Below are 13,599 nucleotides of genomic sequence, written 5' to 3' on the forward strand. Positions count from 1 at the left end.
CTGAACAAGCTTTTAACGGGAAAATATTTATGTCGATCAAAAATATTAGTGAAAAGGCCCTTCTAATCATCTTAGATGGCTTTGGAATCAGTGAAAACACAGAAAAGAACGCGATTCGAGATGCAAAAACTCCAGTTTTGGACGGACTGTTTAAAGATTATCCATATACAACAATCCAAGCAGGTGGGGTTTTAGTTGGTCTACCAAAGGGAGTTGTTGGTAACTCTGAAGTTGGCCATATGAATCTTGGAGCTGGTCGAGCAATTCGCCAGGACCTTGTCCGTATTAATGAGTCAATTAAGAATCATACTTTTGGTGAACTACCTAAACTAAAGGAGCTCATCGACGTTGCAAAGAAGAATAACAATCGAATCCACTTAATGGGACTTTTATCTGATGGTGGGATTCACTCACATATTGAACATACAAAAGAAATCATTAAGTGCCTTAGGAAAGAAGGCATTGAAGTTTTCTTACATGCTTTTATGGATGGACGAGATACACCACCGGCATGTGGAGAGATGTATCTAAAAGAGATCGTAGATTTTGAAGGATCACACTTTGCTTCTATGCAAGGGCGCTCAATTGGAATGGACCGCGATCGCCGTTGGGAAAAAATTAAGAAAGCATACGATATGTTCCTAGGCTATGGTGAAGTAACAGACTTATCACCTCTTGATTACCTTAATAGTGAATATGAAGCTGGCCGCACAGATGAGTTCGTGGCACCAGCTCTCTTTAGTAAGAACTATGCTATTAAAGAAGGAGACTGCGTCTTCTTTACTAATTATAGACCAGATCGTGCCATTCAGTTAACAATGGCATTTAACTATCCAGAGTTTACTGAGTTTGAAAGGCCATTCTTTCCGGCCATGTTTCTTTGTATGACACCATTCATTCCTGATGAAATGGAGCTTCCAATTTTATTTGATAAAGAGAAACTTCAGGGAACAATGACTGAATACTTAAGTAGCATAGGAAAGAAGCAGTTAAAGATTGCTGAAACAGAGAAGTATGCACACGTCACATTCTTCTTTAATGGTGGAGAGAAGAAGCCATTTCCAAATGAGGAGCATTTTCTTATTCCTTCTCCTAAAGAAGTTTCGACTTATGATGAAAAACCACAAATGAGTGCGCCAGAAGTAACAGAGCAATTAATTGCAAAATTAAGTGACTTTGACTTTAGTGTTGTAAACTTTGCGAACTCAGATATGGTTGGTCACACAGGAAAGTATGAAGCGGCAGTTAAGGCCATTGAGACATTGGATGAATGTGTTGGGAAATTAGTCGAGAAGTGCCTTGCGGAAAATATCACAATTGTTATCACAGCCGATCACGGTAATAGTGATCAAATGACACATAAAGATGGAACGCCACATACTGCACACACAGGAGCACCTGTACCATTTTGTGTTGTTAATAGCGCATTAAAAGATAAAGCTTTTACAATTGCACCAGGAGACCATTCACTAATGGATGTTTCTCCAACGTGTCTTTATATTATGGGGATTGATCGTCCAGCGAGTTTTACTGGCCATCATATTTTTGAATAGGAATATTTATGAGCGAAGTTGAAAAAGATGTAAAGTCGATTAAAACAATTGCTGTCCTTTGCAGCGGGGGCGACAGCCCAGGAATGAACTGTGCGATTAGAGCAGTTGTTCGTACTTGTGTTGCAAATGATATTGAAATTTACGGAATTCGTCGTGGATTTGCAGGTCTTCTTGAAGGCTCACAACACAAGATGGATGCTGCAAGTGTGGGAAATATTCTGCAAAAAGGTGGAACAATTCTACAAACTTCTCGTTGCCCTGAATTTATGCAACCAGAGATTAGAAGAGAAGCTGCCCACATTCTTAAAAGAAAGAATATTGATGCACTAGTTGTTATCGGTGGAAATGGATCATTTAATGGAGCTTGGGAGCTTCACAAGGAACATGGTGTTCCAGTCGTTGGAATCCCAGGAACAATTGATAATGATATCGAAGGAACAGACTATTCCATCGGTTTTGATACAGCTGTACAAACGGCAATCGAAGCAGTGGATAAGATTCGTGATACGGCCCACTCTCATGATCGTACTTTTATTGTCGAAGTAATGGGACGTAAGTCACCGGCCATTGCTCTACACGTCGGTCTTTGTACTGGTGCTGAAAATATCATCTTCCCTATTCAAGATGAGAGTAATGTCGATGTTGATACAATTGCCGCAGATATTAAACGTGGACTAAAACGTGGAAAAGGTTCTTCAATCATTATCGCTGCCGAAGGTGAGACTGAAGGTCTTTCACACTATGTTCACAACAAACTATTAGAAGATCATAAAATTGATTCTCGTGTTTGTATCCTTGGGCACATCCAGCGTGGAGGTAACCCAACGGGGCGTGACCGCTTTATTGCAACTCAAATGGGACACCTTGCAGTTAAATCGCTACTTGAAGGAAAGACTGCAATTGTAACTGCTGAACAAAATGGTCAAGTTGTTATCGAGGACTTAGAGAAGTGTCTTGGTAAGAAATTTGAAGTGGAAGAAAAATACGTAGACATGGTAAGAACCCTGTCAAAATAAAACGAAGTTTAAAAGTATGACAAATATTTCAAATAAAAAATTATTTATTATTTTCACATTCCTTTTTTCAATTCTCTACTTCTGGGATATTGGAAATATCAGTGCTCCAAGGCAAGGAACTGAATCATTATATGTTCAGATCTCACAAGAGATGTATGACACAAATAATATAATGACTCCTCACTACCGCGGAGAAAGACATTGGTCGAAACCACCAGTTCACTTCTGGCTTCCGTTTCCGATTTATGTACTAATGGGAGAATCGTCTCTAACAGGCGCTCGTGCTTCTATGGCATTTTTAACAATCGCCCTGGGAATTTTAGCGGCAGTTTGGTTAAAGAGAAGATTTAGTGTTGAACCACTTTTGTCACTTGCCTTCTTCTTAGGAAGTTATGGTGCAATCAAGTTTGGCCGAACATTTATGATGGAGACATCACTATCGCTTCTTCCATTTATTAGTTCACTCTTTCTTTTTGACTACTTAAAAACAAAAGCAAAGAAATACTTTATCTGGGCAGTTCTCTTTGGAGCAGCAGCTGCGCTAATAAAAGGGCCTGTTACAATTGTCATGAGCTTTCTTGCCATGTCACTTTATCAAGTCTTCTTATTCAAGAAAGAAAAGCGCTTTATCATTAAAGAGTGCTTTTTCTACTTTCTTTCAATTACAGTCCTAAGTTGTCTTTGGTACTTCATTAGTTATTTAAACTATGGAGAAGAATTCTTTAATTACTTCTTTGTAAGAGAAAATGTTGGAAAATTTGATCAAAAGCCAATGCCAATGATTAAGGTATTCCAGGGCCTTATTCTATATGCACTACCATGGCTACTTGTTCTTCCATTTGCTTGGAAGAAAGTTAGAGAGAATTTCAAAGTCCTAAATGATGAAACATATTTCTTCTTTGTCCATTTTCTATGTTTCTTTATCACTTGGTTAATTCCATCACAAAGATCGCATCACTATGCAATCCCATCGATTCCATTTTTAATGGCGTTTATGCTATTACAAATTGACCTAGAGACCATTAGAGAGAAGGCAAAAGGTATTCTTTTAATCTTCTTACCAATCAACCTACTCTTCTTGGCCGTTGGTTTTCTCCTACTGTATTTTTCGGATGGAGTAACAATCGTTGCTAACTTACTATTTGTTTCTCTTATTATTGTGACAAATATTTTTATTTTCAAAAAGAAAATGCTTATTGCTTTCAATACAATGGGACTTTATTTAATTTTTCTTTGGTCAGTTGTTGCTTCACAATTCTATATTTTACCAGTTCCACAAGCCGCTCATGGCCTTTTTAAAGATAAGACAGTGGCACTAGTAGATCGTCGTTCATATTTTCATGAACAAACATTAGAGATGAATGTTGAGCCGATTAAATATAGTCAAATTGCAACTTTCTTAGAAAAGAAGAATGCCGTTGTGATTACTGCTGAATCAAAAACTCCACTTGAATATCGCAAGGATCTTAGAACTCTTGCAAAGTGGCAAAAATGGAAAAGAAGAGTAAAGTGGCCTCATATTAAGGCGGCGCTTAAAGCACGCTCTTATGAACCATTAAAAGAGGAAGTTTACTTACTATCAAAGTAATGTTCTTCAATCTTCTTTATGATCCACTCCGGATCATCAATAGGTAAATCGTGTCCCGCTTGTTCGTGAAGTTCAAGCGTGGCACCAAGCCTTTTTGAAATTTCAACACTACATTTATAATTTGCCAGCTTGTCTTGTTTTCCTGCAAGTAATAAAATATCGGCCTTTATTTTCTTTGGAAGACGATAGTGAGACGCCGCAATTAATTGTCTAACAAAGTTAACTCGATTAAGTGGCCTCTCTTCAAAGTAAGCTGCATAAGCATCAAGTAAGTCATCAGATAACTCTTTCATTTTAACTGTTAATGAAAGGGCCTTTCGTTCACGCTCGCGGTGATCTTTATTAAAAACAAGTTTTGAAAACGTTCTCATGGCCTCAATAGACATACGGTGATAGATCTTTCCAGAATCACTCGTTGAAGTATTCAAAAGAACCGCATGCTCAAAGTCATCGGCGTGGCGCTCACACCAATCGAGGGCCATCATTCCCCCCATTGAAATACCAATAACACTCCATGGGCCCTCATTTTCTTCTTTAAGCTTGAGCCATTCATCTCTCATATCTTCCACATAATCAGAAATTTTTAAAGGAGACTTCTCTTCGTTCTTGCTACCAACACCTAAGTAATCAATGGCAAAGACCTTTTGTGTGCCCTTCATTTTTTCCACATATTCTGGAAATTCATACCAGTGACGACTATCTCTTGCTAAGCCCCTAAGAAGTAACCAATTCATAACTTACCTTTTCACCCATGCCTTTGAACTTCCAACAGCTCGAAAGAGAAATTTGATTAACATAATATGCCTTCTCATCGTTCGATCATAACGATGAGATTTGAGAGGATTAAATAAACCTCCTCTTCTAAAAATCTGTAATGGATTCTTTTTAACCCAAATCCAACTTCCCATCTCAAGGGTTAACGGAAGATAAACTCCGTCTGGATTCTTCGCTATATACTCATCATATAGGTAATCCCAAGCATCACCCTGAATCGTATAGCTCTCAGAAGTCGGCTCAACTCGGTAAATATGATGAGGATGAGTTTCATTTAATAGGTACTCTAGATTCTCCATTTCCGTTATATGCTTAAATGGCGTAAGCGTTCGAGCATATGGATACCAAAGACGGTCTCTAAGACCAAAGCCTGAGTGAAAGTCCACGGAGATGGCACGTTGAGAAGAGAAGATATGCTCTCTCACATAGTCCACAAGGGTTTGAAGTTCATGCTCCATTTGCTCGCTATTTCCCTGATACCAAGGAAGCTTCTCTGAGAGTTTATGACCAGAAAGTAGAAATTTAGTCTTCTCATGAGTTCGTGATGGTGAGTTTCTCATGAGATCAACATTATTGGGATTAGAGCGACGGTGGTGATACATCCCCCATGGATTGATCAGAGGAATGGATACAATTCTAAATTTCTCTAGACTTCGTCTTAATTCTTCATCCCAAGAAAGCTGCTTAAATAGTGAAGAAAGATATGTCACGACAACTTGAGTACCGACTTTTTCAAGACCGTGAATACCACCAAATAAACCTAGAACAGGAGCACTAGTATCAGTGCTGCCAATTTCAAAGCTATGAATTGGGTAGCTATCACCTTCGTGACTGATTCGGGTAATTTCTCGACAACGAATTAGAGGATCTTCGATATTAGTTAACTCGCTTATGGCATTTAACTCATCGAAGTCCTTCATCTTACGACCTCTGGAAAGTCTTGTCGTTATAAGGGAATAAGAAGATAACGAAGAACATTGCACATCCTACAAGCTCTCCAACTTCACCTTTTTTACCATGATCAATTAGACTTACTAAGATAAACATTAGTAGGTAAAAGAATGAGTGCATTAACTTTGGAACAGGAACGGCAAAGTCATCAACGAGGTATTGAATAAATCCAATTGCTCTATATAAGAACGGAAGAATTAATACATAAACCCCAACGATAATTCCAATGATAAGACCAAAGATAATTTTATTAACTTTAAAGTCACCAAACTTTAAGTTGTGAAGTGTAATATCATTTTGCGTATTGTACTGCTGAAAGAACTCAGGTGCTGCAACATTGAAAATTCTCTGTCCCCAAGCAATCTCTTCTCCAAACCCAAAGAAGAAAAGGGCAGCAAATCCAAGAAGTGCAAAAGAGAACAACTTTGGCTTCGTACCTTTTAACTTAAAGTAGCGCCATAGACAGACAAATGAAACAAGTAATAAATAGATGGCCTGCTGTACTTCTAAGAATCCATCCTCAACGGTATAGACACCCGAAAACCACTCTGGGTTTGCACTTGCAAAATACATCCCAAAAATTACCATATGGGCGATTGATGTTAACACTACTGCTTCAAATATATTAATCTTGTCTTTAAATATGCTCATTTCGCCATTATAGTCACCTCTTCGACCAAAGGCAATAATAGTCATGACTAACGCTGCGCACTCTTTTTCGAAATAACTATGAGCATTTTGGTAGCTGGGCCCAACCTGTTACATATCTTTGCGAAACCATCTCTCGTCTCATCTTCCAAGCTTGATTGTCGACTCCACATGCCATGGACCTAACCATGCCGCTGCCTTCTCGTCGGTTTATCTTATCAATAACTTCCATTAGTTTCACACTTCGTGGATCATCCAATTCTTCAAAGAGACTTTGTTGAACAATCTCTGAATCAGAAAACTCTCCTAACTTAACCCCGGCCTTCTTAAAGCAGACTCCCATGCGAAAGAGATCATCAAGGGCCGCCCATGCGTATTTAATAATTTTTCTTGTGTCACTTGTTGGGCCAAGAAGCTTTACCTTATCTCTTCCATAGTAAGGAGTTTGATCAACCTTATGTGGATCGCTTAAGCAAAACACTTCAATTGTTGAGCATAGGCTTTGCTGGTTACGCATCTTCTCACTAGCATTTGTGACATAATTTGCTACTGACTCTCGTAAACTTTTTAAGTCCACAACACTTGAGCTAAAGCTTCGAGAACAAAGAATTTCCTTCTTCTTAGGCTGGGCCTCTTCTAGCTCAAAGCAAGTAATTCCTCGCAGTTCATCTTGGGTCATACGCCCTAATTTTGTTAGAAGCTTTTGGATAACATGAGTATTTTTAAATTTCTTAAAATCATATGCTGTTTTCACACCAATACTTTTAAGCTTAATACTATTCTTTCTTCCGACTCCCCAAACGTCTTCAATCGGTGTGCGCTGAAGAGCAATATCCTGCAACTTCTCATCTAAAATACAAACGACACCTTGGGCCTTCTGTGATTTTTTGCCAATATGATTGGCCACCTTCGCAAGAGTCTTAGTTGGTGCAACACCAATACTAACGGGAATCCCAGTCCACTGAAAAACTGTTTGGCGAATACGCTGACAGTATTCGTTTAAATCTCCGCTTACACCAGTTAAATCAATAAAGGCTTCATCAACAGAGTAGATCTCAATCGATGGAGCGAAGGTTGCGAGAACGTGCATTACCCGATCACTGATATTTGTATACAGAGAAAAATTAGAAGAAAAAACATGAACATTGTGTGACTCACAAAGCCTCCTTACTTTAAAGTATGGGTCCCCCATTTTTACTCCCAAGGCCTTAAGCTCAGGAGTGCGAGAGACAAAGCACCCATCATTATTTGATAAGACACCAACAGGTTTATTTCTTAATCCAGGTCGAAATAATCTTTCACAAGAGCAGAAGAAGGAATTACAGTCCACCAGCGCATACACTTTTTCCATAAAGGCCTCACAACTCTTTCATGTCACGGGCCACGGCCACAATTGGCCCCCACACCAAGAAGTCCATCTCTTCAGAGATGATAATGTCTCGATGCAGAGGATTGTGTGAGCGCAAAATGGTTTCCCCATCTTGTCTAATGAATCTCTTGCACAAGAACTCTCCGTCCAGATAAACCACGGCAACTCGACCACTCCTTACTTCTAAAGAACGATCGATAACCAGGACGTCACCGGGCATAATCAGTGGCTCCATCGAGTCACCTTGTGCTTCAAAGAAAAATGTCGCAGAACGATTCTGTACAAAACGATCATCTAAAGATTGATAATTTTGTATGTGATCCTCACTGATTCCAAAGAGTCCACAATTTGCAATCGGTAGTTTTGCTCTAATTTTCTTTTCCATGAAAGTTAGTATAACTTACGCATAACTTACGCACAAGCAAAAGAATTACTTTCCTATATGGCAAATAATTACAGTAACTTATGAAGCATCTGGAAACTTTATGATCTCATCAAGAGGAATAAAGTACGTAAGTCCTCGAAGATCCTGAGTGTAGCTTGCAATTACTTTTAAGCTCATAGCATCTAATCTTTCTAAGAAGGCCTGTGATGTTTCATCAAATCGAAATGGCTCGATCTTTCCTCGTGTTGAGATTCTTCCTGCACAAAGACAGTCATTTAAGTTTTGTATAGGAAGGACCCCGGCCATCGACCAGTAAAGAATTAAAAGTGGTAATTCAAGCCAGCGATAGAGTTCTTCTTTAGAACTTAAAGAGGCCAAAACCATATTATCATCAATGCAAAGAACATAGCGCTTCGGTGAGATCTTTAAGTTGTACTTCTTAGAGAGAAAAATAAATTTTTCTTTAATAGACTTCCCCTTTGGTCCAAGACCTACGATTTCCAGACCGGGTACTCCCTTTGAAGCATAACCATAAAGTTCTGTTAAATGTCCCTTACCTCCAAGAGGTAGAAGACCTAGCATTTGCTTGTGCATAATCCCTCCTATCACTAGAAGTGCAAGAGGTGTGAAAGAATTAGAAATTATAAATTACTAGAATTAGGGATCTTAGCTTTTGACTGATAAAAACATTTTAAATGAGGTGGGTAAATTTCTAGAATCATCGCTGAAGAAACTTCTAGAGAGTGAGCGAAGTCTTTCTTTAGGTTCTCACATGAACCTTTAGCATCCTTACAAAATTTCTCATACTTGTCCTTGCAAACCAACTCGAGGATAACAGTATCAGAAAAGTGACAAGATACTTTCCCATCAACAAGATCAAAGCGTGCTTTTGTATAGTTTAATTTTTTTGAAAATTTGGACTCACAGAATTTTACAATTTCAAATTCTTTGCCCATGCAATCAATCTTAGTTGAGGAAGATTTACTCATTAACATTGCATCTTTTACACCAAAGAATTCGCACACCTTTGCGTAGCTGAAAACTTTACGATCAGCGCCCGTAACAAGCTCACTAGTGACACTAGCAAGACAACAGAATGTAAAAAGAAGTGTTGCAATATATTTCATAATAAAAAAAAAGCGCGCCCTAAAAGGACGCGCCTATAATTGTCATATAAATATTAACCTGGGAAAAGACCTCTAAGTCTCATTGCTCTCTCTAGTCTTCTTAGAGCGGCAACGAAAGCGGCCTTCTTCATATCAATTTCATATTTCTGGTGAGCTTCGTAAACATTCTCGAAAGCATCTTTTAGGATGTCGTGAAGTTTCTTATTGATCTCTGAAAGATCCCAGAAGAAGTTCTGTAGACCTTGTACCCACTCAAAGTAAGAAACGATAACACCACCAGCGTTACAAAGAATATCTGGAACTAGGAATGAACCATTCTTAGTAACAATATCAATTGCTGCTTTATTAAGTGGACCGTTTGCACCTTCTGCAATGATCTTAGCTTTTACATTGTGAGCATTCTTTTCAGTGATAACACCATCGATTGCAGCTGGAATTAGAATATCAACATCAAGAGCAAAAAGTTCTTCGTTAGAAATCTTTTCAACACCTTCCATATCAGCAAGAAGGCCACCATTTTTGGCCCAATTAACTGCTTTTTCAATATCTAAACCATTTGGATCATAGATTGCACCTGAAACATCAGATACAGAAACGATCTTTGCACCTTGAGCGCTTAGGTCTTGTGCTGCAGGAACAGCAACTTTACCCCAACCGTGAATTGCAACAGTTGTATTCGTATCGATATTCATTCCAAGTTTCTTTGCAGCAAAGTTTACACAGAATGCAACACCTTTACCTGTAGCTTCACTACGTCCAAGAGAACCACCAACAGTAATTGGCTTACCTGTAACAACACCTGGTACAGTATAACCTTTTAGCTGTGAGTATGTATCAAGCATCCACGCCATTGTTTGTCCGTCAGTTCCAATATCTGGAGCTGGGATATCAATCGTTGGACCAATAATCATATTAATTTCAGTTGTGTATCTTCTCGTTAAACCTTGAAGTTCTTGACGAGAAAGTTTTGTTGGATCAACACAGATCCCACCTTTTGCTCCACCAAGTGGTAGACCAACAAGGGCACATTTAAAAGTCATAAGCATCGCAAGAGCTGCTGTTTCAGCTAGGTCTACACCTGGGTGAAAACGTACCCCACCTTTTCCAGGTCCAAGAGTCATGTTGTGCTGAACTCTGAATCCTTGAAAAGTCTTAACAGTACCGTCATCTAGACGAATAGGAACTGCAACTTGAAGTGCTCTTTTTGGGTGTTTAAGTCTGTCAGCAACGTTTGGGTCTAGTCCCATAATCGCTGAAGATTCTTCTAATTGCGCAATGGCATCCTGGTATAGTGGATTATCTAGAAGATTGCTCATTTTTTAATAACTCCGTTAAGCGTGTAAAATAATGACTAATTTACTTCAAATATAACGGATGAGCCAGCTTTTGGTTGAGGCAAAAGCTGACTTTTTTTGGCGAATTCGGTTAATTAGAAATTGAATGGTGCATGATAATTGACGCGAAACACATGATCAGCGTTACTTCCCCCAACCATATCGATTGAAGACGCTCTGGCCCTTAAGTTATTTGTAATGGCCTGTTCAACATATAATTCTACCGTCGTCCCAGCAGGGTTATAATCAATCGAAGCAATCGTGCGATTATCATTGAACTTTTTCTGTAATTGCATTGTCACGCCATCAGATAGAGAAAGGTGTGTGTTTGCATCGAGATATGGATTTACAAATTTAATCGTTGCAAGGCCTTTTAAAACCTTTGCTCTAAACTTAACTTTAAAATTTGGAAGTAGCTCAGCTTCTGAACTTGGAGAAAGTGTATCTTTCATATTTCCAACAGCGGCCATTGTTGAGCCTTTCTTTGCGGCCTTAATCGAACCTGAAATTCTCTTGTCGATATACTTTAAAAACTGCTTATTAAAGTAGCGCTTTCTCTCATCCATTGTTGAAAGACGGTACATCGTTGTCGTTGAAAGATCCCAATTCTTTACGTATTCATCACGCTCTTGCAGCTGTTGATAGTGATTAGACATACGCTGAAGAACACCTGCTCTATCGTAAACAAAGACGTAATCGAGAAAAGTCTTATATTCTTCAGGCTTTGGCGTATAGTCCACATCTGCATAAAAGCTCTGCGGTGTACGGGCCTTGGCCTGGGTGACCTTAACTCTTGGGTTGAATGACTTAAAAAGTGAAATATCACTTGCGGATGCCTGAATTGTGAACACTAACAAGCCAAATTGGATAAATTTTGAACAGTGTGTGTAGATTTTAGCCTTGTTTACCATCATAAGTCCCTTAAATTACGTTGAGTAATGTCTCTTCTGTATTATAACTTGCAATGGTGATGCCAAGAGTCAAACTTAGGCTAAGAAAATATAAAAGAAGAGCGAGGACTATGCCTCGCTCTCTTACTTTTTATTAAATTTAAAATCTATTAACTACATATCGACGATATTTTGAGTTTCTTTTAGAAGTTGGTTTAGAAGTGCTTGTGTTTCTTTATCAAGCTTTTTCGTTTTTGCCTGTGACTTAAGTGTTTTGATGAAAGCATTTGCCGTTAGTCCCTTAGGAACTTTAGGAGCCTTTTTAACTTTACCAGCTTTTAGTACACCACCATCTTTAATGGCCTTCTTAAGTTCAGCTCTCTTAGTTAGTTCGCCTTTATAAAGCATCTTAGTCAGTTTAGTTTTTAGAGCACCTTTTTCAAGAGCATCAAGCTCAAGAAGAACATACTTTTCAATATTAAATGCTTTTGCCGCTTCCTTTATTTTCTTGCCCATTTTAGCAATCATTAGAGAACGGTGTACTTCTGATTTTGAAATACCAAGTGCAGCTTGGATCTTTCTTTCACTTGCTTTCGTTGCCTTTTGGTAATTTAAAATACCATCAGCTTTATCAATATAGTGAAGCGCTTCTCTTGAAGAGTTTTCAGAGAATTGAATTGCCATTAACTCTTGTTCAGACTTCTTATCAAGAATGAAACAAGGACACTTCTCTTTATTAATAAGTGTCATGGCACGATAACGTCTCTCACCACAGATTAGAACAAGTCTACCAAGTTTATCCTTGTGAAGAACAAGCGGTTGAATTAGACCGTTTTGTTTAATATTTTCCGAAAGCTCTTTTAAAGAACTATCATTAAACTTTGTTCTTACCTGTTCTTTAACAACGATTTCTTTTAGAAAAACCTCATCAAGTTTTGCGCCCTGAAGAAGGCGGTCACCTGATAGTCTTTCAACTACTTTACTATCGAGACCTTCAGTTAGATCGATTGTCTTTCTTTTTCTTTTAGAAACTCTTGGAGCAAAGTCTTTTGCCATAAATTCCTCTTCCCTATGTTGAGACTGTTTTCCTTTAAAGAGGGCCAGTCACACACACATGGCCCCTTTAAAAGCGAAACACATCCATGTGTCTCAAAAATTATAGATTATAGATTTAATGATTCCCAAAGTGCCGTGTAGTCACCATGACCACGAGACTTTTTCCCCATCTTACAGATAGGTTTTCTTAACGAAATTGATTCTTGCATTTGAACAAGATTTCTAATTGGTGGCGTAATATTGAAAGACTGAGCAAGTTCTTCAAGTCTTTGTCTTTCAATTTTTCTTCTAGTATTAACCATTGATGGAATAATTGAAAATTCCAGTGATGGATTTTCAGTTTCTTTAATAATTTCAAAAGTATCCATTAACTCTTCTAGGCCATCAATTGAGTAGTCCTGTGCTTGCGTTGGGATAAGAATTCTATTAGAAGCAACTAGTGCCATAATAAGTTCATCACCAAGCATTGGAGGAGTATCAATTACAACGTAATCAAACATTCCTTGAGCTTGCTCAAGTCTAAGTCTCATAAGCCTTTCCTTACGACCAGCTTCCTTTCTAATCTCACCTTCTGAAAGGATTAGTAGTTTAGAAAGATTGGCCATATGACGGCTTGATGGAATAACAGTGATATTCTTATGAAATTTTCCCTTACCTTCTGATGGAACCATAACGTCTTCAATTGTAACGTCACCGATTAACCACTCAGGAATAAGAGTTCTGTGAATTTGTAGATTAAAAGTTGAACTTAGATTGGCCTGTGAATCTAGGTCAATAACAAGTACTTTGTTCCCTTTATTAGCTAAGTGTGTCGCTAATTGGTAGCACTGCATTGTTTTTCCAACACCACCCTTGTTATTTGCAACCGTAATAACTTCCATGTAAGCTCCCTCGGTCATCCCTTTGAC

At 38.4% G+C, this 13,599-nt stretch carries 14 protein-coding genes; 3 read left to right on the forward strand and 11 right to left on the reverse strand.

Features of this window, described 5'->3' with window-relative positions:
• Window positions 1-29 precede the first annotated feature (29 nt).
• From gpmI to ABMA79_RS14820, 3 genes are read left to right on the forward strand one after another with little or no spacing between them, the layout of a single operon-like run.
• Window positions 30-1,553: a 2,3-bisphosphoglycerate-independent phosphoglycerate mutase gene (gene gpmI, locus ABMA79_RS14810; RefSeq protein WP_393093581.1), complete on the forward strand. Its 1,524-nt coding sequence runs from the start codon at window positions 30-32 to the stop codon at window positions 1,551-1,553.
• 38 nt (window positions 1,554-1,591) lie between these two features.
• Window positions 1,592-2,569, forward strand: a complete 978-nt coding sequence (gene pfkA / locus ABMA79_RS14815; protein ID WP_393093793.1) for a 6-phosphofructokinase — start codon at window positions 1,592-1,594, stop codon at window positions 2,567-2,569.
• Between the two features lie 16 nt (window positions 2,570-2,585).
• On the forward strand, window positions 2,586-4,157 hold the full coding sequence (locus ABMA79_RS14820; protein ID WP_393093584.1) for an ArnT family glycosyltransferase: 1,572 nt from the start codon (window positions 2,586-2,588) through the stop codon (window positions 4,155-4,157).
• Here ABMA79_RS14820 and ABMA79_RS14825 read toward each other — a convergent pair.
• From ABMA79_RS14825 to ABMA79_RS14875, 11 genes are all read right to left on the reverse strand, one after another.
• Entirely contained in the window at window positions 4,139-4,891 is a 753-nt protein-coding gene (locus tag ABMA79_RS14825; RefSeq protein WP_393056698.1) for an alpha/beta fold hydrolase, read from the reverse strand. The two genes, ABMA79_RS14820 and ABMA79_RS14825, sit on opposite strands and share 19 nt — an antisense overlap.
• Window positions 4,892-4,894: 3 nt before the next feature.
• Window positions 4,895-5,851, reverse strand: coding sequence for a DUF2817 domain-containing protein (locus ABMA79_RS14830; RefSeq protein ID WP_392857645.1), 957 nt, complete (start codon window positions 5,849-5,851; stop codon window positions 4,895-4,897).
• A gap of 1 nt (window position 5,852) precedes the next feature.
• Entirely contained in the window at window positions 5,853-6,533 is a 681-nt protein-coding gene (locus tag ABMA79_RS14835; protein ID WP_392857647.1) for a hypothetical protein, read from the reverse strand.
• Window positions 6,534-6,609: 76 nt separating this feature from the next.
• Window positions 6,610-7,881, reverse strand: a complete 1,272-nt coding sequence (locus ABMA79_RS14840; protein WP_392857649.1) for a Y-family DNA polymerase — start codon at window positions 7,879-7,881, stop codon at window positions 6,610-6,612.
• 7 nt (window positions 7,882-7,888) lie between these two features.
• Window positions 7,889-8,284: a LexA family protein gene (locus ABMA79_RS14845; protein ID WP_392857652.1), complete on the reverse strand. Its 396-nt coding sequence runs from the start codon at window positions 8,282-8,284 to the stop codon at window positions 7,889-7,891.
• A 78-nt stretch (window positions 8,285-8,362) separates the two neighbouring features.
• On the reverse strand, window positions 8,363-8,878 hold the full coding sequence (locus ABMA79_RS14850; RefSeq protein WP_392857653.1) for a hypothetical protein: 516 nt from the start codon (window positions 8,876-8,878) through the stop codon (window positions 8,363-8,365).
• A gap of 47 nt (window positions 8,879-8,925) precedes the next feature.
• Window positions 8,926-9,411 carry a hypothetical protein gene (locus ABMA79_RS14855; protein ID WP_392857656.1) on the reverse strand — a complete coding sequence of 162 codons (486 nt, stop codon included), beginning with the start codon at window positions 9,409-9,411 and terminating at the stop codon, window positions 8,926-8,928.
• Between the two features lie 53 nt (window positions 9,412-9,464).
• Entirely contained in the window at window positions 9,465-10,727 is a 1,263-nt protein-coding gene (locus ABMA79_RS14860; RefSeq protein WP_392857658.1) for a Glu/Leu/Phe/Val dehydrogenase, read from the reverse strand.
• Window positions 10,728-10,840: 113 nt separating this feature from the next.
• The gene (locus ABMA79_RS14865; protein ID WP_393093587.1) at window positions 10,841-11,596 is read right to left on the reverse strand and encodes a hypothetical protein; all 756 of its coding nucleotides are present in this window, start codon (window positions 11,594-11,596) and stop codon (window positions 10,841-10,843) included.
• Window positions 11,597-11,809: 213 nt separating this feature from the next.
• Window positions 11,810-12,691: a ParB/RepB/Spo0J family partition protein gene (locus tag ABMA79_RS14870; RefSeq protein ID WP_392857661.1), complete on the reverse strand. Its 882-nt coding sequence runs from the start codon at window positions 12,689-12,691 to the stop codon at window positions 11,810-11,812.
• A 107-nt stretch (window positions 12,692-12,798) separates the two neighbouring features.
• Complete coding sequence (locus ABMA79_RS14875; protein ID WP_392857663.1) at window positions 12,799-13,572, reverse strand: ParA family protein; 774 nt, start codon at window positions 13,570-13,572, stop codon at window positions 12,799-12,801.
• Window positions 13,573-13,599 lie beyond the last annotated feature (27 nt).

The sequence above is a fragment of the Halobacteriovorax sp. HFRX-2_2 genome, assembly GCF_043196705.1.
Lineage (GTDB): Bacteria > Bdellovibrionota > Bacteriovoracia > Bacteriovoracales > Bacteriovoracaceae > Halobacteriovorax_A.

Coding starts and splice junctions, on each gene's coding strand:
- ABMA79_RS14840 (WP_392857649.1), bottom strand. CDS start 7,881: ATGGAAAAAGTGTATGCGCTGGTGGACTGTAATTCCTTCTTCTGCTCT.
- ABMA79_RS14870 (WP_392857661.1), bottom strand. CDS start 12,691: ATGGCAAAAGACTTTGCTCCAAGAGTTTCTAAAAGAAAAAGAAAGACA.
- ABMA79_RS14825 (WP_393056698.1), bottom strand. CDS start 4,891: ATGAATTGGTTACTTCTTAGGGGCTTAGCAAGAGATAGTCGTCACTGG.
- gpmI (WP_393093581.1), top strand. CDS start 30: ATGTCGATCAAAAATATTAGTGAAAAGGCCCTTCTAATCATCTTAGAT.
- ABMA79_RS14820 (WP_393093584.1), top strand. CDS start 2,586: ATGACAAATATTTCAAATAAAAAATTATTTATTATTTTCACATTCCTT.
- ABMA79_RS14855 (WP_392857656.1), bottom strand. CDS start 9,411: ATGAAATATATTGCAACACTTCTTTTTACATTCTGTTGTCTTGCTAGT.
- ABMA79_RS14875 (WP_392857663.1), bottom strand. CDS start 13,572: ATGGAAGTTATTACGGTTGCAAATAACAAGGGTGGTGTTGGAAAAACA.
- ABMA79_RS14835 (WP_392857647.1), bottom strand. CDS start 6,533: ATGAGCATATTTAAAGACAAGATTAATATATTTGAAGCAGTAGTGTTA.
- ABMA79_RS14845 (WP_392857652.1), bottom strand. CDS start 8,284: ATGGAAAAGAAAATTAGAGCAAAACTACCGATTGCAAATTGTGGACTC.
- ABMA79_RS14830 (WP_392857645.1), bottom strand. CDS start 5,851: ATGAAGGACTTCGATGAGTTAAATGCCATAAGCGAGTTAACTAATATC.
- ABMA79_RS14850 (WP_392857653.1), bottom strand. CDS start 8,878: ATGCACAAGCAAATGCTAGGTCTTCTACCTCTTGGAGGTAAGGGACAT.
- ABMA79_RS14860 (WP_392857658.1), bottom strand. CDS start 10,727: ATGAGCAATCTTCTAGATAATCCACTATACCAGGATGCCATTGCGCAA.